This window comes from Kribbella speibonae (genome assembly GCF_004331375.1).
Lineage (GTDB): Bacteria > Actinomycetota > Actinomycetes > Propionibacteriales > Kribbellaceae > Kribbella > Kribbella sindirgiensis.
Window position 1 is genome coordinate 1,385,135 of record NZ_SJKC01000002.1, and the last position, 19,529, is coordinate 1,404,663.

18 protein-coding genes are annotated in these 19,529 nt (G+C 67.9%); 11 read left to right on the forward strand and 7 right to left on the reverse strand.

The window, feature by feature from the left end:
• Positions 1-24: 24 nt before the first annotated feature.
• Positions 25-966 (reverse strand): carbohydrate ABC transporter permease, encoded by a 942-nt coding sequence (locus E0H92_RS19790; RefSeq protein WP_131497219.1) that lies wholly within the window; start codon positions 964-966, stop codon positions 25-27.
• Positions 963-1,970: an ABC transporter permease gene (locus E0H92_RS19795; protein WP_238173494.1), complete on the reverse strand. Its 1,008-nt coding sequence runs from the start codon at positions 1,968-1,970 to the stop codon at positions 963-965. The genes E0H92_RS19790 and E0H92_RS19795 overlap by 4 nt, the downstream gene beginning before the upstream one ends.
• Before the next feature lie 409 nt (positions 1,971-2,379).
• Here E0H92_RS19795 and E0H92_RS19800 point away from each other — a divergent pair, with 409 nt between their 5' ends.
• On the forward strand, positions 2,380-3,159 hold the full coding sequence (locus tag E0H92_RS19800; RefSeq protein ID WP_165549841.1) for a GNAT family N-acetyltransferase: 780 nt from the start codon (positions 2,380-2,382) through the stop codon (positions 3,157-3,159).
• Positions 3,160-3,397: 238 nt separating this feature from the next.
• The gene (locus E0H92_RS19805; RefSeq protein WP_131497220.1) at positions 3,398-4,618 is read left to right on the forward strand and encodes an MFS transporter; all 1,221 of its coding nucleotides are present in this window, start codon (positions 3,398-3,400) and stop codon (positions 4,616-4,618) included.
• On the opposite strand, the gene E0H92_RS19810 is transcribed toward E0H92_RS19805, so the two are convergent.
• Positions 4,602-5,588 (reverse strand): TerC/Alx family metal homeostasis membrane protein, encoded by a 987-nt coding sequence (locus E0H92_RS19810; protein WP_131497221.1) that lies wholly within the window; start codon positions 5,586-5,588, stop codon positions 4,602-4,604. The two genes, E0H92_RS19805 and E0H92_RS19810, sit on opposite strands and share 17 nt — an antisense overlap.
• Positions 5,589-5,894: 306 nt before the next feature.
• On the opposite strand from E0H92_RS19810, the gene E0H92_RS19815 reads away from it, so the two are divergent.
• The 7 genes from E0H92_RS19815 to E0H92_RS19845 all read left to right on the forward strand — a co-directional run bounded on the left by E0H92_RS19815 (position 5,895) and on the right by E0H92_RS19845 (position 13,719).
• Entirely contained in the window at positions 5,895-6,443 is a 549-nt protein-coding gene (locus E0H92_RS19815; protein ID WP_165549842.1) for a TetR/AcrR family transcriptional regulator, read from the forward strand.
• Positions 6,440-7,939: an MFS transporter gene (locus tag E0H92_RS19820; RefSeq protein ID WP_131497222.1), complete on the forward strand. Its 1,500-nt coding sequence runs from the start codon at positions 6,440-6,442 to the stop codon at positions 7,937-7,939. The genes E0H92_RS19815 and E0H92_RS19820 overlap by 4 nt, the downstream gene beginning before the upstream one ends.
• A 210-nt stretch (positions 7,940-8,149) precedes the next feature.
• Entirely contained in the window at positions 8,150-8,461 is a 312-nt protein-coding gene (locus E0H92_RS19825; RefSeq protein WP_238173495.1) for a hypothetical protein, read from the forward strand.
• A gap of 12 nt (positions 8,462-8,473) precedes the next feature.
• Positions 8,474-9,070, forward strand: coding sequence for a cell wall protein (locus E0H92_RS19830; RefSeq protein ID WP_131497224.1), 597 nt, complete (start codon positions 8,474-8,476; stop codon positions 9,068-9,070).
• Between the two features lies 1 nt (position 9,071).
• Positions 9,072-9,911, forward strand: a complete 840-nt coding sequence (locus tag E0H92_RS19835; RefSeq protein ID WP_131497225.1) for a MauE/DoxX family redox-associated membrane protein — start codon at positions 9,072-9,074, stop codon at positions 9,909-9,911.
• A gap of 427 nt (positions 9,912-10,338) precedes the next feature.
• Complete coding sequence (locus E0H92_RS19840) at positions 10,339-11,535, forward strand: IS30 family transposase (RefSeq protein WP_420843826.1); 1,197 nt, start codon at positions 10,339-10,341, stop codon at positions 11,533-11,535.
• A 144-nt stretch (positions 11,536-11,679) separates the two neighbouring features.
• Positions 11,680-13,719, forward strand: coding sequence for a PQQ-dependent sugar dehydrogenase (locus E0H92_RS19845; protein WP_131497226.1), 2,040 nt, complete (start codon positions 11,680-11,682; stop codon positions 13,717-13,719).
• A 35-nt stretch (positions 13,720-13,754) separates the two neighbouring features.
• On the opposite strand, the gene E0H92_RS19850 is transcribed toward E0H92_RS19845, so the two are convergent.
• The 3 genes from E0H92_RS19850 to E0H92_RS19860 form a co-directional block, all read right to left on the reverse strand.
• Positions 13,755-14,396: a TetR/AcrR family transcriptional regulator gene (locus tag E0H92_RS19850; RefSeq protein WP_131497227.1), complete on the reverse strand. Its 642-nt coding sequence runs from the start codon at positions 14,394-14,396 to the stop codon at positions 13,755-13,757.
• Complete coding sequence (locus E0H92_RS19855; RefSeq protein ID WP_131497228.1) at positions 14,393-15,397, reverse strand: NAD-dependent epimerase/dehydratase family protein; 1,005 nt, start codon at positions 15,395-15,397, stop codon at positions 14,393-14,395. The genes E0H92_RS19850 and E0H92_RS19855 overlap by 4 nt, the downstream gene beginning before the upstream one ends.
• A 223-nt stretch (positions 15,398-15,620) precedes the next feature.
• A complete protein-coding gene (locus tag E0H92_RS19860) occupies positions 15,621-16,130 on the reverse strand; it encodes an NUDIX domain-containing protein (protein WP_131497229.1) in 510 nt (169 codons plus the stop codon).
• Positions 16,131-16,267: 137 nt separating this feature from the next.
• Between E0H92_RS19860 and E0H92_RS19865 the strand changes: the two genes are divergently transcribed.
• The gene (locus E0H92_RS19865) at positions 16,268-18,562 is read left to right on the forward strand and encodes a PQQ-dependent sugar dehydrogenase (protein ID WP_131497230.1); all 2,295 of its coding nucleotides are present in this window, start codon (positions 16,268-16,270) and stop codon (positions 18,560-18,562) included.
• A gap of 50 nt (positions 18,563-18,612) precedes the next feature.
• A complete protein-coding gene (locus E0H92_RS19870) occupies positions 18,613-19,002 on the forward strand; it encodes a VOC family protein (RefSeq protein ID WP_131497231.1) in 390 nt (129 codons plus the stop codon).
• Here E0H92_RS19870 and E0H92_RS19875 read toward each other — a convergent pair.
• Positions 18,993-19,526 carry a GNAT family N-acetyltransferase gene (locus E0H92_RS19875; RefSeq protein WP_131497232.1) on the reverse strand — a complete coding sequence of 178 codons (534 nt, stop codon included), beginning with the start codon at positions 19,524-19,526 and terminating at the stop codon, positions 18,993-18,995. The genes E0H92_RS19870 and E0H92_RS19875 overlap by 10 nt on opposite strands.
• Positions 19,527-19,529: the final 3 nt, after the last annotated feature.

Consider the following 19,529-nt stretch of genomic DNA (forward strand, 5'->3'; position numbering starts at 1 on the left):
TTGTTCCCTTCTGAAGTGGGCGTTTCAGCCCTTGACCGCGCCGACCATCACGCCCTTGGTGAAGTGGCGGGCGACGAATGGGTAGATGAGGAGTACGGGCAGGCTCGAGATGACGATGAGCGCGTACTTGAGGACGTTGGCCAGCTGTTGCTGCTCGAGTTGCTGCGCGAGGTTCTGCGCGCCCGCGCCGCCGTACTGGTTCAGGATCAGCACGTTCCGCAGCACGATCTGCAGCGGGTACAGGCCGGGGTCCTTGAGGTAGATGAGCGCGTCGAAGTAGCTGTTCCACTGGAAGATCGCGTACATCAGCGCGATCACGGCGATCACCGGCTTGGACAGCGGCAGCACGACCGACCACAGGAACCGCAGGTCGCTGGCGCCGTCGATGGTGGCCGCCTCGTACAGCTCGTCCGGGATCGTGCTGCGGAAGAACGTCCGCGCGATGATCACCTGCCAGACCCCGATCGCACTCGGGATCACCATCGCCCAGCGGGTGTTCAGCAGCCCGAGGTCCTGGACCACCAGGTACGTCGGGATCAGGCCGCCGGAGAACAGCATGGTGAAGATCAGCACGCTCATGATCACGTTCCGGCCGAAGAACGTCCGGCGGGACAACGGGTACGCGATCGCGATCGTCAGCGTGACGCTGATGAAGGTCCCGCCGATCGCGTAGATGAACGAGTTCAGGTAGCCCTTCATGATCAGCGGATCGCTGAACGCTTCCCGGTAGGCCTTGAGCGAAGGCTCGATCGGCCACAGCAACACCCGGCCGGCGCTCACCGCCGACGGGCTGCTGAACGAGTTCGCGACGATGTAGATCAGCGGTAGCGCGACCAGGATCAGGGCGATCCAGAGCATGATCTTCACGCCGAGCAGGAAGATCTTGTCGGTCCGCGTCTCCTCGATCGTGGTGCGCTCCGACCGTTGTCCCGTCGTACGCCGGAAGCCTTGCAGTGTGATGCTCATGACCAGAGTCCGTTTCCGGTGATGCGCTTGGCGGCGAAGTTCACGCCGAGCAGCAGGAACAGGTTGATCACCGAGTTGAAGAGCCCGATGGCGGTCGCCATGCTGAAGTCGGCGTTCAGCAGACCGGTCTTGTAGACGTAGGTGGCGATGATCTCCGACTGCGCGGTGTTCAGCGGGTTCTGCAGCAGGAACGCCTTCTCGAACCCGATCGACATGATGTTGCCGACGCCGAGCACCAGGATGATCACCGCGGTCGGCATGATGCCCGGCAGGTCGACGTGCCGGATCCGCTGCAGCCGGCTGGCGCCGTCGATCCGCGCCGACTCGTGCAACGCCGGGTCGATCCCGGACAACGCGGCCAGGTAGATCACCGCGGAGTACCCGGTGGTCTGCCACACGTCCGACCACACGTAGATGTGCCGGAAGTAGTCCGGCCTGCCGAGGAAGTCGATCGACGGTACGCCGAACAGCCCGATCGCGTCGTTCACGAACCCGAGCCGCGGCGACAGCACCAGGATCGTCATCGAGACCACGACCACGGTGGAGATGAAGTACGGCGCGTACGTGACCAGTTGCACGGTCTTCTTGAAGCGGCCGTTGCGGATCTCGTTCAGCGCGATCGCCAGGATGATCGGGATCGGGAAACTCGCGAGCACCGTGTAGACCGACAGCAGGAACGTGTTCTTCACCAGGGTCCAGAACACCGGGTTCTGGAAGAACAGTTCGAAGTTGCGGAAGCCGACCCAGTCACTGCCCCACGGGCCCTTGATCGGGCTGTAGTTCTTGAACGCGATCACCGCGTTCGCGATCGGGATGTACTTGAAGATCACGAAGTACGCGAGCGGTACGACGACCAGCAGGTAGAGCTGCCAGTGCCGCCGCAGACTGCGCGCGGCCTGGGTCCGGCGAGTCGTTCGCGGTGGTCTCCGGTCGGTCGATGCCGCCGGCGGCGCCGCTGCCGGCTGCTGCCCGCGGGCCGGTTTCACCTCGAAGGTTGCGCTCACTCCGCATCCTTTCCCTCACGCGCTGGAGTGGAACCGATATCCGATAGGATCTCGGGTTTCGCTATCCCGGAGGATGACACACAACCCCCGCGGAGTGGAAGACTTCCTGCCCGGGTCGATACCGGACGGTGACCGAAGCGCCTCAATCCCTTGCAGACAAGGGATTCCCGGCGTTGCCCCCAGCAACTAACGGTCACAGAACGCCGAATGATCCGATGGCTCGCCACCGGATCCGGGCATCACGAGATCACGCCCGGAGTCGCTCTGAGCCACCGGCACCGGACCGATCCACAATTTATTTCTTCGGTTAACTATATCGCAGTCAATCTGCCGGTGACGCCCTATGTCAAGACCTGACCGCGGCCAGCGCGACCATCCGTTCGTCCTGGCAGGTTGGGATAGTTGGGGTGTGGAGATTTTGGATGGGCAGGTGGTTGTTGATGGGGTTGTGGTGGGGACGGCGAGGATGCGGTGGTGGGACGAGGCGGATGGGACTCGGTTGTATTTGCTGACGGGTGAGGTTGACGCGGCCTGTCAGGGGCGTGGGTATGGGCGGCGGATCCTGGCGTGGCAGGAGGAGCGGGCTCGCGAGGCGGCGGTGGGGATTTCGGGTACGGCGGTGCTGGGGACCAATCCGGTGTCCGAACGGGATCTGGCGTTGGTTCGGGCGGCGGGATATGAGGTGGCGTTCACTCGGGTGCGGATGACGATGCCGTTGAGCGCCCCGAACGCGATTGAGCTGCCGCGTGGGGTGGAGTTGCGGGCGGCGTCGGCGGCGGATCATCGGGCTGTGTTCGACGGGAACGCGGAGGTGTTCCGCGGGAGTTCGCTCGGGTACGTGCAGGACCCGTTCGAGGAGTTCGAGCGGGATGTGGCCGACGACTTCCCGGACTACGGGCTCTGGTCGCTCGCGTGGGACGGGGACCGGCTGGCCGGGTGGGTGGTCAGCGGGCGTGACGACACCCCGTGGGTCGGCGTACGGGCGGATTGGCGGCGGCGCGGGCTGGCCTCGGCGCTGCTCCGCGCGAATCACGCTGCGTTGTGGAAGTGCGGCGTACGGGAGGCGTCGCTGTGGACCGTGCTGGAGAACCCGACGGGGAGCGTCGCGCTGTACGAGCGGGCCGGCTATCGCGTCGTCGAGCGGCAGGAGCGCTACCGGAAGCCGGTCGACGGGCCAAGAGAAACCTGACCCGACCATCACGGGGGAACGGCCGGGCCAGGCACTATCGATAGTACCCCTGATCACCAACCGGGGTCGGCTAATTCGAAGGCAGACGCGCCGGGTCTCCCCTACCCTGTTCGCCATGCGAACCCGCTCCTGAAAGCGCACCACCGCGGCCCTGCCGCCGTCCGTGCGCCACGCAAGCGTTTGACCTTGCCGGTCGGCGCTTCGTCCTGCCCGCACGCGCTTTCAGGAGCAGCTCAAGATGCCTTCCTACCGGTCCGCCGACCCCACCCGGACGTACTACGTCTACAACGCCGCCTGGTCCTTCCTGGCCGCCCTCTCCTTCACCCTCAACCTCGTGTACTACGTCCGCGAGGCCGGACTCGACCCGCTCCAGATGGTCCTGGTCGGGACCGCCCTCGAGCTCAGCTGTTTCCTCTTCGAGGTCCCCACCGGCATCGTTGCCGACCTGTACAGCCGCCGGCTCTCGATCGTGATCGGCTTCGTGCTGATCGGCGCCGGCCTGCTGCTCCAGGGCTTGGTGCCGGCGTTCCTGGCGATCCTCGTCGCGCAGGTGCTGTGGGGTGTCGGCTACACGTTCACGTCCGGCGCCGACCAGGCCTGGATCACCGACGAGATCGGCGCCGAACGAGCCGGCCGGGTGTTCATCCGCACGCAGCAGTTGGCGCTGGGCGCGGGGATCGCCGGCACGGTCACCGCCGGCGGTCTCGGACTGATCAGCCTGCCGTTGCCGATGGTGATCTCCGGCGCCGGGACGATGGTGCTCGGCCTGCTGCTCGCGGTGTTCATGCGTGAGCAGAACTTCCATCGCACGCCGCGCGAGGAGCGCGAGACGTTCCGGCAGATGGCCGAGACGCTCAAGCACGGTCTGGGGGTCGCCCGGCGGCGTCCCGTCGTCCGGACGCTGGTGGTCATCAGCCTGATCGCGGGCCTGTCCAGCGAGGCGTTCGACCGGCTGTGGTCGGTGAAGCTGCTGACCTTCAGCTTCCCGACCGTGTTCGGTACGTCGGACCCGGCGTTCTGGTTCACGCTCCTGGCGCTGGCCGGCACCGTCCTCTCGCTGGGTGCGTCACTGCTGCTGAACCGCTTCTCCGCCGAACGCCTGCAGGCCGCGCACCCGACCGGCATCCTCGCGACGCTCGCCGCGCTGGACGTCCTCGGCATGTTCCTGTTCGCGTTCGCCGGGAACCTCTGGCTCGCACTCGCGGCGCTCTGGCTGCGGCAGATCGCCGACACCCTCACGAGCCCGATCCACTCGGGCTGGCTGAACCGGCATGTCGACTCCCGTTCCCGGGCGACCGTGCTCTCGATGGTGTCGCAGGCGAACGCGATCGGTCAGGTCGTCGGCGGCCCACCGCTCGGCGCCGTCGGCCGTCGGTCGTTGCGCGGCGCGCTGCTCGCGTCGGGCCTGATCTGGCTGCCGATCCCGGCCCTGTACCTCAGGCTCACTCGTCGATCTTGATCCGGATGGCTTCGCGGCGGTTGTCGCGCGACGACTTGACCAGGCTGGCGACCGTGGTGACGAACAGCGTGCCGACGATGAAGCCGAGCGAGGTCAGGATGCCGATATGCGGCAGATGGATCGCGCCGATGTCGTCGATGTGCGAGCCGTGCAGTGCCTCGATGATCAGCTTCACGCCGATGAACGCGAGGATCACCGACAGGCCGACGTTCAGGTAGACGATCCGTTCCAGCAGGCCGCCGATCAGGAAGTACAGCTGCCGCAGGCCCATCAGCGCGAACGCGTTCGCGGTCAGCACGATGTACGCGTCCTGGGTGAGCCCGAAGATCGCCGGGATCGAGTCGAGCGCGAAGATCACGTTCGCCATCCCGATCGCGGAGATCACGATCACCAGCGGGGTCAGCATCCGCCGGCCGCCGGTCCTGGTGACCAGTTTGGCGCCGTCGTAGTCGTGCTGCAGCGGCAGGATCCGGCGGAGCGCGCGCAGTACGGCGTTCTCCTGGAAGTCCTGCTCGTCGTTCTCGCCCTCGATCGCCAGCCGGACCGCGGTGTAGACCAGGAAGGCGCCGAAGATGTAGAAGACCCAGCTCGCGGCCGAGATCGCCGCCGCGCCGGCCAGGATGAAGATCGCCCGGAGCAGCATCGAGACCACGATGCCGACGTACAGCACCTTGTCCTGCGCCAGGCTCGGGACCGCGAACCGCGCCATGATGATCACGAACACGAACAGGTTGTCGACGCTCAGGCTGTACTCGGTGATGTACCCGGCGACGAACTCGCTGCCCGACTGCCCGGGGCTGAACAGGAACAGCCCGAGCGCGAAGAGCCCGGCCAGCCCGACGTAGAACAGCACCCAGCGGGTCGCGTCCTTGATCGTCACGGTGTGGTTGCGGCGGGCGATCACGATCAGGTCGAAGGCGACGATCGCGAGCAACCCGGCGATCGTCAGCACCCAGACGGCAGGGGACATGACAGAGACCATGACGAACCTCCGGACGTCGGCGAACAGCTGCTTGGTCCGGAGGTCTCTCCCGCCTGGAACAGATCCAGGCCGGCAGCACCGGTTCGGCCGTCCAGGCCTCCCGTGATGACGACGCTGCCGCTTCGGGGATACTCCCCTCCACAAACGCGCCAAGTGTATAGGGTCCCGATCTATCTCACCGTTCGGCAGGTCACACCGGCGCGTTCGCGAAGATCGTATACCGCATACTGCCTGCAAAACTAGATCACTCACCAATATGAGACACCAATGTCTCATGTGAGGTATGCTCGTCTCATGGCTGTTGATCGGGAGCAGGTACTGCGGGCCGCCGCAAGTCTGCTGATGCGGAAGTCCTCGGCGACGATGGACGAGGTGGCTCGCGCCGCGGGGATCAGCCGCGCCACGCTGAACCGGCAGTTCGCCGGGCGGGACGCGCTGGTCCGGGCGCTCGAGGACCTCGGCATCGCCGAGTGCGAGGCCGCGGCGGAGCGGGCCGCCGTCGACGACGGGCCCGCGCCGGACGCCGTACGGCGACTTGTGCGCGAGCTGGAGCCTGCTGCGGGACTGCTCGCGTTCCTGTACTCCGAGAACCAGCTGTTCGAGGGCGACGAGCAGAACGAGGGCTGGGCCCGGCTCGACGCGCGCCTGGTCGCGTTGTTCCGGCGCGGTCAGGAAGCCGGCGAGTTCCGGATCGACCTCAGCCCGGTGTGGCTGACCGAGGCGCTCTACGGGCTGCTGGTTTCCGCGGCCTGGGCCGTCTGCGAAGGCCGCATCGCCCCCAAGGATTCGAGTTCGAACGTCACCGAGTTGCTGCTCGGCGGCGCGCTACGGAGAGAGAAATGAAGCAGCAAGCGATCACCCGGCCGAGGCGCTGGCTGGCGCTCGGCGTCCTCGTACTGGCCGTGCTCCTGGTCGCGCTCGACGCGACGGTGCTCGGTCTCGCGACCCCGTTCCTGTCCGAGGACCTGAAGCCGTCAGGCACCCAGCTGCTGTGGATCGGCGACGCGTACTCGTTCGTGCTCGCCGGCCTGCTCGTGTCGATGGGCAGCCTCGGCGACCGGATCGGCCGCAAGCGCATCCTGCTGATCGGGGCGACGGCGTTCGGCGCGATCTCGGTACTGAACGCGTACGCGAACTCCGCCGAGCTGATGATCGTCGCGCGAGCACTGCTGGGGGTTGCGGGCGCGACGCTGATGCCGGCCACGCTCGCGCTGATCCGCAACCTGTTCCACGACCCGCGGGAGCGCAGTGTCGCGATCGGGATCTGGGGCGCCGCGGCGTCCGCGGGGATGGCGATCGGCCCGATCGTCGGCGGCGTCCTGCTGGAGAACTTCTGGTGGGGTTCGGTCTTCCTGATCAACCTGCCGGTGATGGCGGTTCTGGTCGTCGTCGGCGCTCGCCTGCTGCCCGAGTCGCGCAATCCGGAGCCGGGCCCGTGGGACCTGGCGAGCGTGGTGCTGTCGATGGTCGGCATGATCGGGATCGTCTACGCGATCAAGGAGTTCGCGGCGCACGGGTTCGACTGGATCCCACTGGCCGCGGTCCTGGTCGGCGCGGTCGCCCTCTACGGTTTCGTACGTCGTCAACGTCGGCTCCCGGTCCCGCTGCTGGACCTGCGGTTGTTCCGCAGCCGTGGTTTCAGCAGCGCCGTACTGGCCGATCTGCTGACGATTCTCGGGCTCTCGGGATTGATCTTCTTCCTGTCGCAGTTCCTGCAACTGGTGCAGGAGCGGCGGCCGATCGAGGCCGGGCTCGCGGAGTTGCCGGCCGCGATCGGTTCGATCGTCGCCGGTCTGCTCGCCGGGCAGGTGGCGCGCCGGTTCTCGGTGCGCGCGGTGGTGGCAGGCGGTCTCGCGGCCATCGGGCTGGCGCTCGCGGCGCTGACCACGATCAGCCAGGACACCGGGTATCCGCTGCTCGGCGCGGCGTTGCTCGTGGTCGGGGCGGGTGCCGGATTCTCGTTCACCGTCACGGCCGACGTGATCCTGGCCGCCGTACCGAAGGAGGAAGCGGGCGCGGCGAGTGCGGTGTCCGAGACGGCGTACGAGCTCGGCGCGGCGTTGGGGATCGCGTTCCTCGGGTCGATCGTCACGGGTGTCTACCGCGACTTCACCGGTCCCGCGGGCACGCCCGCAGGAGCGCACGAGTCGCTGGGCGGGGCGGTCGAGGCGGCCGCGCAGCTTCCACCGGAGGCGGCGGCGCAGTTGCTCGACGCGGCCCGGGAGTCCTTTGCCCACGGGGTTTCGATCGCCGCCGGGGTCGGCGCTGCCGTCCTGCTCACCACTGCGGTCGTCGCCTGGTTCCTGCTCCGCGGCCAGCAACTCAGCACCGAACGCTAGGCAAAAAGTTTCCGTTTCTTCGATTACCTCTGGGAGATTCCGCCGAACCGGAGTACAAAAGAGTTCCAGTAGGTCTTACCGCCCCTAGACCTGGAGGAATCTGTCATGGCCGGAATCACCGCCGAAGCCTCATGGTTCTGTTGTGGGAACGCATGGGGTCCCTGTGGAAGCGCCGGGCACGGCGCCTGCGGGACGTGCAATTCGGGAAGCATGCAGCACGCGTGGCCGAACACCTCGGACGCCTGCTACGCGATCACTCGACCGGACAGCTGCGGGATCACCGGGATGTCCCGGCGTACCTGCGGTTTCCGGCACGCCACCACCAGCCCGTGTACCGGAAAGCGGGTCGTCACGTCGATCGCCGACTGCGGTCCGCAGACCGACCTGTTCTGCGGCGAACGCTCCTGCTGCGGCGGGAACTGCGCCTCGAACCGGGTCATCGACTTCACGCCGGCCGCGTTCAGCGCGCTCGGCCTCAGCCTGAGCAGCGGCCTGTCCCCCGTGTCGATCGACGTGGCCTGAGAGGAGACCGAGATGACCACCACGATGGACCGCCGCTCGCTGCTCAGCCGCGCCGCCCTCGGTGCGACCGGCCTGGTCGCCGCCACCGCCATGGGCTCGCTCGCCCCGGAAGCCGCGTTCGCGGCGCAGTCTCCGGAGGCCGGCCAGCCGGACCCGAACTTCGCCGAAGGTGTGATCACCGGCCGGAACCAGGATCTCCTGCAGGTACAGGGATCCGACGGCCGGCTGCACCGGATCCAGCTGACCGGTGTGACGAGCGTCTGGAAGCTCCGCCCGACCACGATCGACCAGGCCAAGATCGGCGACGGCCTGTACGCGCGCGGCGTACTGCTGCCGGACGGGATCCTCGCCGCCGAGGCGATCTGGGTCAACATCGTCAATCTGACCGTCGCGATCAGGGCGATCGGCCGGAACGGGGTCCAGTTCGACCATCACGGGCAGAAGGTCGTCGGGCACGTGCAGTCCGGGACCACGGCTGCCGTGTACAACGGAACGCCCGCGGTGTCGGACCTGTCGATGCTGAAGGTCGGCCGGCACGCCCAGGTGATCGGCGCCTGGCGTCCGGGGACCAACGAGATCGACATCGCGACCATCTACACGTCGAACTGAGATGGGTACCTTGGCGGCTGCTCAGCCGCTCTTGATCGCGCTGATCCTGGCGTGGTCGGCCTACGGAAAACTCACCTCACCGGACCAAGCGGACCGCACAGCACTCCCCCGCCTCCTCGGCGAGTCCGGCGCAGCTCGTCCGGGCTGGTTCGGCGCATCCCGCGCCGTCGCCGCCTACCGAGGCGTCGCCGTGCTGGAGATCGTGATCGCCCTTCTCCTGTTGCGGTCCTGGGCGATCGGGGCAGTGGCTGCTGTCGCACTGTCCGTCGGCTTCACCGGATTCCTCGTCTACTCGAAGATCGTCGTCCCCGAGGCGTCCTGCGGGTGTGCGGGGAAGTCGGCCAGACCGGTCGGGCACCGGGCGATCGGCCGCGCGTTGTTGCTACTGGCAACTTCCGGCCTCGCGGCCACGGCGTCGACCGGCTGGTGGTCGGCGGGTGCGGGTCTGCTCGTACTCGTCGTCGAGGCGGCGGCGTTTGCGATGCTGTCCGCCGAGCTGGACCGGTACTGGCTGCTGCCACTGCGGCGGTTCCGGATCCGGCTCGGACACCCGTACGCCGGCACCGCGTCCGACGACACACCACTCGTCGCAACCCAGCGGCGGGTCCTGCTCAGCCCGGCGTACCGCGCGGTCGACGGGTTGCTGCGTTCCGACATCCACGACTACTGGGACGACGAGGACTGGCGGTACGTGAGCTACGCCGCCAAGTACGACGGCCGCCGCGCGACCGCCGTCTTCGCCGTACCGCACCAGGACTCCACCCCGTCGGCGATCCGGGTCGCCGTCGTCGACGAGGAGGGCCTGACGCTCTACCGCCCAACCATGCTGGCCACCGCGTAACAACCGGAGACGAAAGCCCCCGCGGACCTTGGCGGGTTCATGCGGTCCTCGCAACACCTCGATTTGAGGAGTTGCGAGGGCCGTGTCGTTTTCGGAGGTGTTGGCTGGTCTGTTGAGGCTGGTGGATGCTGGGGTGCCGGTTGGTGTCGCGGCGGATGAGTTGGGTGTGTCTCGGGCGCGGGCGTACCGGTTGTTGCGGGAGGCGGGGCGGGGTGTCGGGCGGGCGCGGACCGGGATCACCGATGAGTTGCGAGAGCAGGTGGTTGGTGAGTTCGGCGCCTCGGGGAGCGTGAATCGGGCGGCGAAGGTGGCTGGGTTGAGTCACAGCGCCGCACGCCGGATTCTGGTGGTAGCTGGGCTGGTGCCGACCGAGGCGGGGACAGCGGGCAAGCCCGGCGCGAAGGCCCGGTTCGAGGAGTTGGTGGAGCTGGGCTGGGCGACCGCCCTGGCGGCGCGTGAGGTGGGGGTGCATGAGCGGACCGGGCGTGACTGGCGGCGCGGGATCCGCAAGGTCGGCAACACGCGGGTCCATCCCGACGGCACGGTCGTGGACTACACCGCCGGAACCCGCTACTCAACCGGTGTGACCACAACCAGCGGTGATGGGGGGATCAGCGGTGGTGCGGGGACCGGCGGCGCCGCTGAGCGGTACTTGTCGCTGGATGACCGGTTGGTGATCGCCGACGGGTTGATCAACCGGCAGACGCTGACCGCGATCGCAGCCGGAATCGGCCGGAACAAGTCCACGGTCTCCCGCGAGGTCCGCGCGCACAGCGTCGACGGGATCTACCTGCCCCACCAGGCTGATCGCACCGCCGCGGCCGCGAGGGCCCGGCCGAAGCCGTCCAAGCTGGTCACCAACCCGGCGCTGCGTGGACAGGTCGAACAGGGCCTGGAAGAGAAGTTGTCTCCGGAGCAGATCTGCAACAGGCTCGTCAAGGACTTCCCCGACGACGAGAGCATGCGCGTGAGCCACGAGACGATCTACCAGGCGCTCTACTTCCAGTCCCGCGGCGGCCTCAAACGCGAGGTCCAGACCGCGCTGCGCACCGGCCGGACCCGCCGCAAACCGCAACGCCGCCCAGACCAGCGCCAGACCCGGTTTGTCGACGACATGATCATGATCTCCGAGCGGCCAGCCGAGGCCGACGACCGCGCGGTCCCTGGCCACTGGGAAGGCGATCTGATCATGGGCGCAGGCAACCAGTCCGCGATCGGCACACTCGTCGAACGCGCCACCCGTTACACGATGCTGGTCCACCTGCCCGGCGGCCACGACGCCGAGTTGGTGCGGGACGGACTCATCGCCACGATGACCACCCTGCCTGAGCACCTGCGCGGCTCGCTGACCTGGGACCAAGGCAGCGAGATGGCACGGCACAAACAGTTCACGATGGCCACCGACATCGCGGTCTACTTCTGCGACCCGCACTCACCCTGGCAGCGCGGTTCGAACGAGAACACCAACGGACTCCTGCGCCAGTACTTCCCCAAAGGCACCGACCTGTCCGTCCACGGACCCGAAGACCTCGAACACGTCGCCCAAGAACTCAACGGACGACCACGCAAAACGCTCGGCTGGGACACCCCAGCCGAGCGCTTACGTGATCTACTCACCACCTAGAAACCAAGGCGGTGTTGCAACGACCCCTTGAAACCGCCCTTCCGCGGGGGCTTTCGTGCTGTTGACACGAGGTTCTATCGTTAGGAAGCTTTCCTAATAGTTTGTCCCCTGCAGCTCCTCCGCCCCGGAACACCAGGAGACCTCATGAAACGCTCCCTCTGGGCTGTCACCGCGCTGGCCGTCGCCGCGCTCGGGCTCAGCGCACCTTCTGCCGCGACCGCGGCAGCCACCGATTACCAGGCCGAGGACGCGACCGTCTCGCAAGGCGTGGTCGAGTCCAACCACACCGGCTACACCGGCACCGGCTTCGTCAACTACGACAACCTCGTCGGCAGCTACGTCGAGTGGACCGTGACGGCTCCGGCCGGACCGGCCGACGTCACGCTGCGGTACGCGAACGGTACGGCGGCCGCGCGTCCGATGGACTTCACCGTCAACGGGCAGCCCGGCGCCGTCGGCATCACCTTCCCCGGCACCGGCGCGTGGGCGACCTGGCAGACCAAGACCGTCCGCCTCCAGCTCGCCGCCGGCACGAACACGATCCGCGCCCGCGCGACCAGCGCCGACGGCGGACCGAACGCCGACAAGCTCACCGTCACACCGACCACCGACGACACCACTCCCCCGTCCGCGCCCGCCGGCCTGACCGTCAGCGACATCAAGTCGAACGCCGCGACGTTCCACTGGACCGCCGCGACCGACGAGGTCGGCGTGGTCCGGTACGAGATCAACCGCGGCGGCAACGTGCTGAAAGTTGTCGACGGCAACACGCTGTCCGCGACCGTCGACACGTTGACCGCGAACACGGCGTACGACATCTCGGTCGGCGCGTTCGATGCCGCGGGCAACGCTTCGCAGCAGAGCAACGTGGTCACGTTCACCACGCCGGGCAGTGGCGACACCCAACCGCCGACCGTGCCCGGGAACCTGCGCTCGACGGGCGTCACCGCGGGCAGCGTGTCGCTGGCGTGGAACGCGTCCACGGACAACAGCGGGAGCATCGCCGGGTACGACGTGTACCAGGGCTCGACGAAGGTCGCGTCGACCGGTTCGCTGACCGCGACGGTGACCGGGCTGGCGGCGAACACGGAGTACACGTTCACCGTGAAGGCGCGGGACCCGGACGGGAACGCGTCCGGTGCGAGCAACGCGGTGACGGTTCGTACGGCGACCACGGGCGCCGGCGGAATTCCGGCGTACGACAAGGACATCGCGAAGGTCGATCTCGGGTGGAGTGTGGCGTTCCTGCCGGACGGGTCCGCGCTGGTCACCGAGCGGGACCGGTTCGAGGTGCTGCGGGTGACCGCGAGCGGGCAGAAGACGACGCTCGGGAAGGTGCCTGGGGTGGCCACGACGACCGGTGAGGGCGGTCTGCTCGGGATCGCGCTGTCGCCGAATTTCGCGAGCGACCACTGGGTGTACTTCTACCACACGGCGTCCGGCGACAACCGGATCGTGCGGATGAAGTACGAGAACGGGCAGCTCGGTACGACATCCTCGCCGGTGCTCACCGGGCTCGCGAAGAACCGGTACCACAACGGCGGGCGGATCGCGTTCGGTCCGGACGGGAAGCTGTACGCGACCGTTGGTGACGCCAAGAATTCCGGGAACGCGCAGAACAAGGGCTCGCTGAACGGGAAGATCCTGCGGATGAACCCGGACGGCAGCGCGCCGAGCGACAACCCGTTCTACAGCACGGGCGGCAACGCGCGGTACGTGTGGAGCTGGGGGCATCGGAACCCGCAAGGGCTCGCCTGGGACTCGCGGGGCCAGCTGTGGGCGGCCGAGTTCGGTGAGAACAGCCAGGACGAGCTCAACCTGATCCAGAAGGGCGGGAACTACGGCTGGCCCGCGTGCGAGGGAACGATCGGCGACTGCAGTGGGTACATCGCACCGAAGCGCACCTGGCCGACGTCACAGGCCGGACCGAGCGGGATCGAGATTGTCAACGATTGGATCTACATCGCGGGCGTGACCGGCGAGCAGTTGTGGGTCACGAAGATCAACTCGGCCGGCACCGGCGTCGGGACCCCGCAGGCGTTGTTCTCCGGCCGCTGGGGCCGACTGCGGAGCATCACCCACACACCGGACGGCGGCCTGTGGCTGACCTCCACCAACAACGACAAGAACGGCGGCACCCCGTCAACAATCGACAATGTGATTGTCCGATTGAAGTTCCCGTAGGACACGGCGAGCCGGCTCCTCACTAGGGAGCCGGCTCAGCTCTTTCCCGAGCTGAGGATTGTGGAGAGGGATTCGGGTGGGGGTGGGGCGACGGGGAGTGCGGGCCCGTCCGTTGGGCGGAGGGCGTCGAGGAGGAGGGCCAGATAGCGGCGCCAGAGGTCAGGGTTGATGGATCGGCTCATCGCGAACGCTGGGCCGAGCATCGCGAAGATCGCGGCGACGTCCTGCGGTGCGGCGTCTTGACGGATCGCACCGGCGCGTTGGGCGCGCTCGAACAGTTCGGTGACCGCGGCAACGATCCGCGGCCAGATCCGGGCTTGCTCGTCGTCATCCCCCTGCCCGGTCAGGGTTTCGTACAGTCCCCGATCCGCGGCCTGACGAGCCGCGGTGCGTTCGAAGAACTGCACCAGCCCGTCCCACGGATCGTCGACGGCGAGCGCCTCCTCGGCGTCGACCACGATCTGCTCGGTCGCCTCCCGCAGTACCTCCGCGGCGATCGCGTGCTTGTTCGGGAAGTGCCGGTACGCCGTACCTGTGCCGAGGCCGGCGTGCCGCGCGATGTCGTCCAAGGTCGCGCCGAAGCCGTGCTCGGCGAACACCTCGCGCGCGGCGACGACGAGCCGCTGCCGATTGCGCACGGAGTCCCGCCGGGCGGGGCGCTGGGCAGGCTCGCTCATCCGGCGACACCGTGTGAGATCAGACTCTCGGCGCACTCCACCACGGTCTGGGCGGCAGGGCGGGCCTTCCACCCGAGCACACGCTCGGCCTTCGCGGTCGTATGCCGGTTGCGACGACCGAGCGAGATCGTGAGCGCGCGCAGCGACGGGTCGGTGATCGAGGCCAGGCGGACGACGAAGTTCGGCAGCTCGCGCGTCGGCACCTTCGCGGCCTGTGCACCCAGCGCGTCCTTCAGCGCCGCGGCGATCTCGCGCATCCACACGAATTCACCGGTCCCGAGGAACCGTTCGCCGGCCGCCTCGGGTGCGAGCATCGCGCGCACGTGCAGGTCGACCAGATCGCGGACGTCGACGACCTCCAGCCCGATCCTCGGCGTACCAGGCATCCGGCCCGCGAGCATCCGCTGGACTATCCGCGTCGTACCGACATTGTCCGCACTCAGGATCGGCCCGAGCACCGCGCCGGGCAGCACCGTGGTCAGCTCGGTCGGACCGTCGTACGTCGCCATGAAGTCCCAGACCGCTTTCTCCGCCAGGGTTTTCGACCGCCGGTACGCCGGCAGCTTCGGGTCGTCGACCGTCCAGAGCGCCTCGTCCGTGACGCCGTCCTCGGCGTACGACGCGGGACTCGCCGCGTTCGCCGCCGACGTCATCACCACCCGCCGCACCCCGGCGCGGGTCGCGGCCCGCAGCACCCGCAACGCACCATCCCGCGCAGGCACGATCAGCGCGTCCGCCTCCCTCGCGTTCTCGTCCCCGAGCGGCGACGCGACATGCAGGACGTAGTCGACGCCCTCCATCGCCGCATCCCACCCGTCGTCCCGCAGCAGATCCGCAACGGCAAAACTCAACCGCTCGTCCGCTCCCACCGCCGCACGCACCGCATCCGCCCGCCCGAGACTCCGGACCGTCGTCCGAACATCGAAGCCCCGCTCGAGCAGACCGGCAATCGCCCATCCACCGACATACCCGGTCCCGCCCGTCACCAGCACCGCAACCATCGTCTCCACCTCATAACCGGAGATCACTTCTCCGATTACCACACTACCACTAACCGGAGAAACGATCTCCAGATCACCTGCCGGCCGCAGGAGCGGTAGCGGCGCGCGACGTGTGCACTCTCGACAGGTAGAGCACCCTGAGACGCCGTACACGTTTACCTCCGCCACGCTCACGTGCACTACCCCGCGGCCAGACACCTCCTGTCGAGCTGCACACGATCCCTCAGATGGGCCGGCCGAAGTCGGCGTACGTGGGGATGCCGGTGGTTAGGGCTTGTTGGGCGAGGGTGAGGCGGCGGGTCATGGAGGGGCGCAGGCGGGGCGTGGCCTCGGGGAGGGTCAGGTAGTGGTGGGCTCGGGCTTCGGTGGGGTCGAGGGTGAGGGGTTCGTGGTCCAGGACGCCGCCGTCGAAGACGAAGGCCAGAGAGTCGGACCAGGGGCCGTGGGCGGGGACCCAGTCGACGACCAGTAGGCGGCCGATCGGCAGGTCGAGGCCGATCTCCTCCCGCACCTCACGGCAGCAGGCCTCGTACGGCGACTCGTCGGACTCGACGATGCCGCCGGGGATGTCGAGCGTGGGTTTGTAGGTGGGTTCGAGAAAGAGAATCCGGCCTGCCGGGTCGCGGATGAGTGCGCCACCGGCGGCCGTCTTGCGAGGGAAACGGGCGGCGATGCCCGGATTGAACTCCCGCTCCGGCTCACCTTCGGCGGCGAGATCGTTCTGTCGATTCACCCGTCCAGTGTCGGCTACCTGTTGAGCTCGGGTGGCTGCGGGCAGCTACCCACTCGACGGTTCGCGTGGATCGGCGCATTCTGAACCAGCAGACAGCGCGCGGAGGGGTCTGAGGCGCTGGGAAGTGGGGGCGCGAGATGTGGGGTCTGGTCAGGCGTGCGCGCGGGTGGATCAGTGTGGCGGCGGCGATGCTGCTGGTCGCCGCGGTACTCAGTCAGGGCGCGGCCGGGGCGGCGACGTTGCCTGCCGGGTTCCGTGACACGGTCGTCCTGAGCGGACTGACGAACCCGACGGTGCTGCAGTTCGCGCCGGACGGGCGGATCGTCGTCGGTCAGAAGAACGGCGTGATCAAGATCTTCCAGAGCCTCACCGACACCGGTCCGGTCACTGTCGCCGACCTGTCGCTCCAGGTCGGGGACTACTGGGACCGCGGTCTCCTCGGTCTCGCCCTACCGCCCAACTTCCCCACCAGCCCGTACATCTACGTGCTCTACGCGTACGACGCCGCGATCGGCGGAACCGCCCCGCGGTGGAACGACGCCTGCCCGACACCACCCGGTCCGACCACCGACGGCTGCCTCGTGTCGGCTCGGCTGTCCCGGCTGCAGATCAGCGGCAACGTCATGACCGGCCCCGAGCAGGTCCTGATCAACGACTGGTGCCAGCAGTTCCCCAGCCACTCGGTCGGTACGTTGCTCTTCGGGCGCGACGGCTACCTGTACGTCAGTGCCGGCGACGGCGCGAGCTTCAACAATGTCGACTACGGGCAGTACGGCGCGACGTACGCGGGCGACCAGGCGAATCCGTGTGGCGATCCGCCGGGTTCGGTCGGCACCGCTCTGACGCCGCCGAACGCTCAGGGCGGTGCGCTGCGCAGTCAGAGCATTCGCCGTCCGAGCGGTCCGGCCACGCTCGACGGTGCGATCCTGCGGCTCGATCCGGCCACCGGCGCCGGCGTCGCGGGGAACCCGTTCTTCTCGTCGGCGGATCCGAACGCCCGGCGGATCGTTGCCTACGGCGTCCGTAATCCGTTCCGGATGACGCAGCGCCCGGGGACCGACGAGCTGTGGATCGGCGATGTCGGGTGGAACACCTGGGAAGAGATCAATCGCGTGGTGTCCCCGACGACGGCCGCCAACTTCGGCTGGCCTTGTTACGAGGGGGCGGGCGCGCAGGGCGGGTACCAGGGCGCGGGGTTGTCGTCGTGCTCATCGCTGTACTCGACGCCTGGTTCGGTCGTGGCGCCGTACTACGCCTACAACCACGGTGCCTGCGTGGTGAGCTACACCGGGTGCCGCACCGGCGGTTCGTCGATCACCGGGATCGCCTTCTACCAAGGCGGGTCGTATCCGTCGGAGTACAGCGGAGCGTTGTTCTTCGCCGACCACTCGCGGAACGAGATCTGGGCGATGCTGCCCGGTACGAACGGCTTGCCCGATCCGGCGCGGCTGCGGTCGTTCGTCGGGGTCGACGCGACGGGTGGCGCGGCCGGTCATCCGGTCGACCTGAAGATCGGTCCGGGCGGTGATCTGTTCTACGTCGACATGGACAGCGGCGCCGTGCACCGGATCACGTTCACGGCCGCCAACCAGGCGCCGACCGCGGTGTTCACGGCAACGCCGTCCAGTGGTGCCGTCCCGCTGACCGTGAACTTCAACGGCACCGCGTCCTCCGATCCCGAGGGCGGACCGCTCAGCTATTCGTGGGATCTCAACGGTGACGGCACGTACGGCGACGCGACCGGCGCGACGGCGACGTACACCTACAGCACCGCCGGGGTCTATCACCCGGGTCTCCGCGTGACGGACAACCAGGGCGCGACGGGTACGACGACGGTCACGGTCACGGCCGGCAACACGGCGCCGACGGCGGTGATCGACACGCCCGGTTCGAGCCTGACGTGGAAGGTCGGAGACCAGATCGGCTTCAGCGGCCACGCGACCGACGTGCAGGACGGGTCGTTGCCTGCGTCCGCGTTGAGCTGGGGTGTGACCATGCATCACTGCTCGACGCCGTCCGACTGCCACGCACACCTGCTGCAGACGTTCAACGGTGTGTCGTCAGGGAACTTCACGGCACCGGACCACTCTTATCCGAGCTGGCTCGAACTGGCGCTGACCGCGACCGACTCCGGCGGCCTGTCCTCGACCACCTCGGTCCGGCTGGACCCGCGAACCGTCGTACTCACGTTCCGCACCAACCCCGGCGGCCTCAACCTCACCAACATGGTTGTCAACGAGGCACCACGCTCGACCCCGTTCTCCGTCACCGTTGTGGTCGGCTCGGCGAACTCGGTCAGCGCACCGTCGCCACAGCAGTTCAACAAGTTCACGTACAACTTCACGTCCTGGTCCGACGGAGGCCCGCAGAGCCACACCATCACTGCACCAACCACCAACACCACATACACGGCCACCTACCGAAAGCGCTGATCTGTCGGATCGCTCCTCTAGCGTCGTAGTCCACACGAGGAGGTACGACGATGCTCAGAGGACGATCCGCGAAGGGGCACTGGTTCGGGACGGTGATCGACGCACCGGATCCGCAGACGCTCGGCCTGTTCTACCACGAGGTGCTCGGCTGGGAGATCCACAAGAACGAGCCGAACGAGTTCACCCTCGCGGTCCCCGGCAACTCCGAGACGTACCTGGCGTTCCAGCCCCAGAGGTCGGCGCCGTGGGAACGCCCGGTCTGGCCGGCTGCCGAGGGCCGGCAACAAATGATGATGCACCTGGACATCGAGGTCGGCGACCTGGACGCGGCCGTCGAGCATGCCTTGGAACTCGGCGCCACCCTCGCCGAGTTCCAGCCGCAGGCCGATGTCCGGGTGCTGATCGACCCGGCGGGCCATCCGTTCTGTCTTTACGCCTGATCCAGCTGCAGCGTCATCCAGACCAGGTCGCCGCGTTCCGGGTCTGCGATGCCTTGGCCGCTGTTCTCGAAGCCGAGCTTCTCGAGGACGCGGAACGATGGGGCGTTCCACTGCCGCACGGACGCCCACAGCCTCTTGCGACCGGTTCGCGCCGCGGCGTCGACGACGGCGCGGGCCGCCTCGGTCGCGTACCCGTGTCCGTGGGCCCGCCGCGCCAGCTCGTACGCGATCTCCGGCTCGTCGAACGTCGCCTGCCCGACGGTCAGCCCGCAGTACCCGATGAACTCCCCGGTCGTGCGCAGCTCGATCGGCAGCAGCCCCAGTCCCGGTTCGGCGCCGAGCGGGTTGTCGATCAGCCACTCGCGCATCTCCTCGACGGTGGGGTGACCGTCGGCATCGATCCGCCGGCGGGCGCGGTGGTCGCGTTCGACCCACAGTCCCCGGTGGTCCTCGGCGTCGGACGGTTGCCAGCGACGCAGGTACAGGCGCTCGGTGGTCAGCTCTGCCGGGAAGTCGTCGTACACGCC

Excerpts from the sequence above, each read along its gene's own strand:
- E0H92_RS19790 (WP_131497219.1), bottom strand. The coding sequence starts at position 966 with ATGAGCATCACACTGCAAGGCTTCCGGCGTACGACGGGACAACGGTCG.
- E0H92_RS19805 (WP_131497220.1), top strand. The coding sequence starts at position 3,398 with ATGCCTTCCTACCGGTCCGCCGACCCCACCCGGACGTACTACGTCTAC.
- E0H92_RS19810 (WP_131497221.1), bottom strand. The coding sequence starts at position 5,588 with ATGTCCCCTGCCGTCTGGGTGCTGACGATCGCCGGGTTGCTCGCGATC.
- E0H92_RS19815 (WP_165549842.1), top strand. The coding sequence starts at position 5,895 with ATGGCTGTTGATCGGGAGCAGGTACTGCGGGCCGCCGCAAGTCTGCTG.
- E0H92_RS19820 (WP_131497222.1), top strand. The coding sequence starts at position 6,440 with ATGAAGCAGCAAGCGATCACCCGGCCGAGGCGCTGGCTGGCGCTCGGC.
- E0H92_RS19825 (WP_238173495.1), top strand. The coding sequence starts at position 8,150 with ATGCAGCACGCGTGGCCGAACACCTCGGACGCCTGCTACGCGATCACT.
- E0H92_RS19830 (WP_131497224.1), top strand. The coding sequence starts at position 8,474 with ATGACCACCACGATGGACCGCCGCTCGCTGCTCAGCCGCGCCGCCCTC.
- E0H92_RS19835 (WP_131497225.1), top strand. The coding sequence starts at position 9,072 with ATGGGTACCTTGGCGGCTGCTCAGCCGCTCTTGATCGCGCTGATCCTG.
- E0H92_RS19845 (WP_131497226.1), top strand. The coding sequence starts at position 11,680 with ATGAAACGCTCCCTCTGGGCTGTCACCGCGCTGGCCGTCGCCGCGCTC.
- E0H92_RS19850 (WP_131497227.1), bottom strand. The coding sequence starts at position 14,396 with ATGAGCGAGCCTGCCCAGCGCCCCGCCCGGCGGGACTCCGTGCGCAAT.
- E0H92_RS19855 (WP_131497228.1), bottom strand. The coding sequence starts at position 15,397 with ATGGTTGCGGTGCTGGTGACGGGCGGGACCGGGTATGTCGGTGGATGG.
- E0H92_RS19865 (WP_131497230.1), top strand. The coding sequence starts at position 16,268 with ATGTGGGGTCTGGTCAGGCGTGCGCGCGGGTGGATCAGTGTGGCGGCG.
- E0H92_RS19870 (WP_131497231.1), top strand. The coding sequence starts at position 18,613 with ATGCTCAGAGGACGATCCGCGAAGGGGCACTGGTTCGGGACGGTGATC.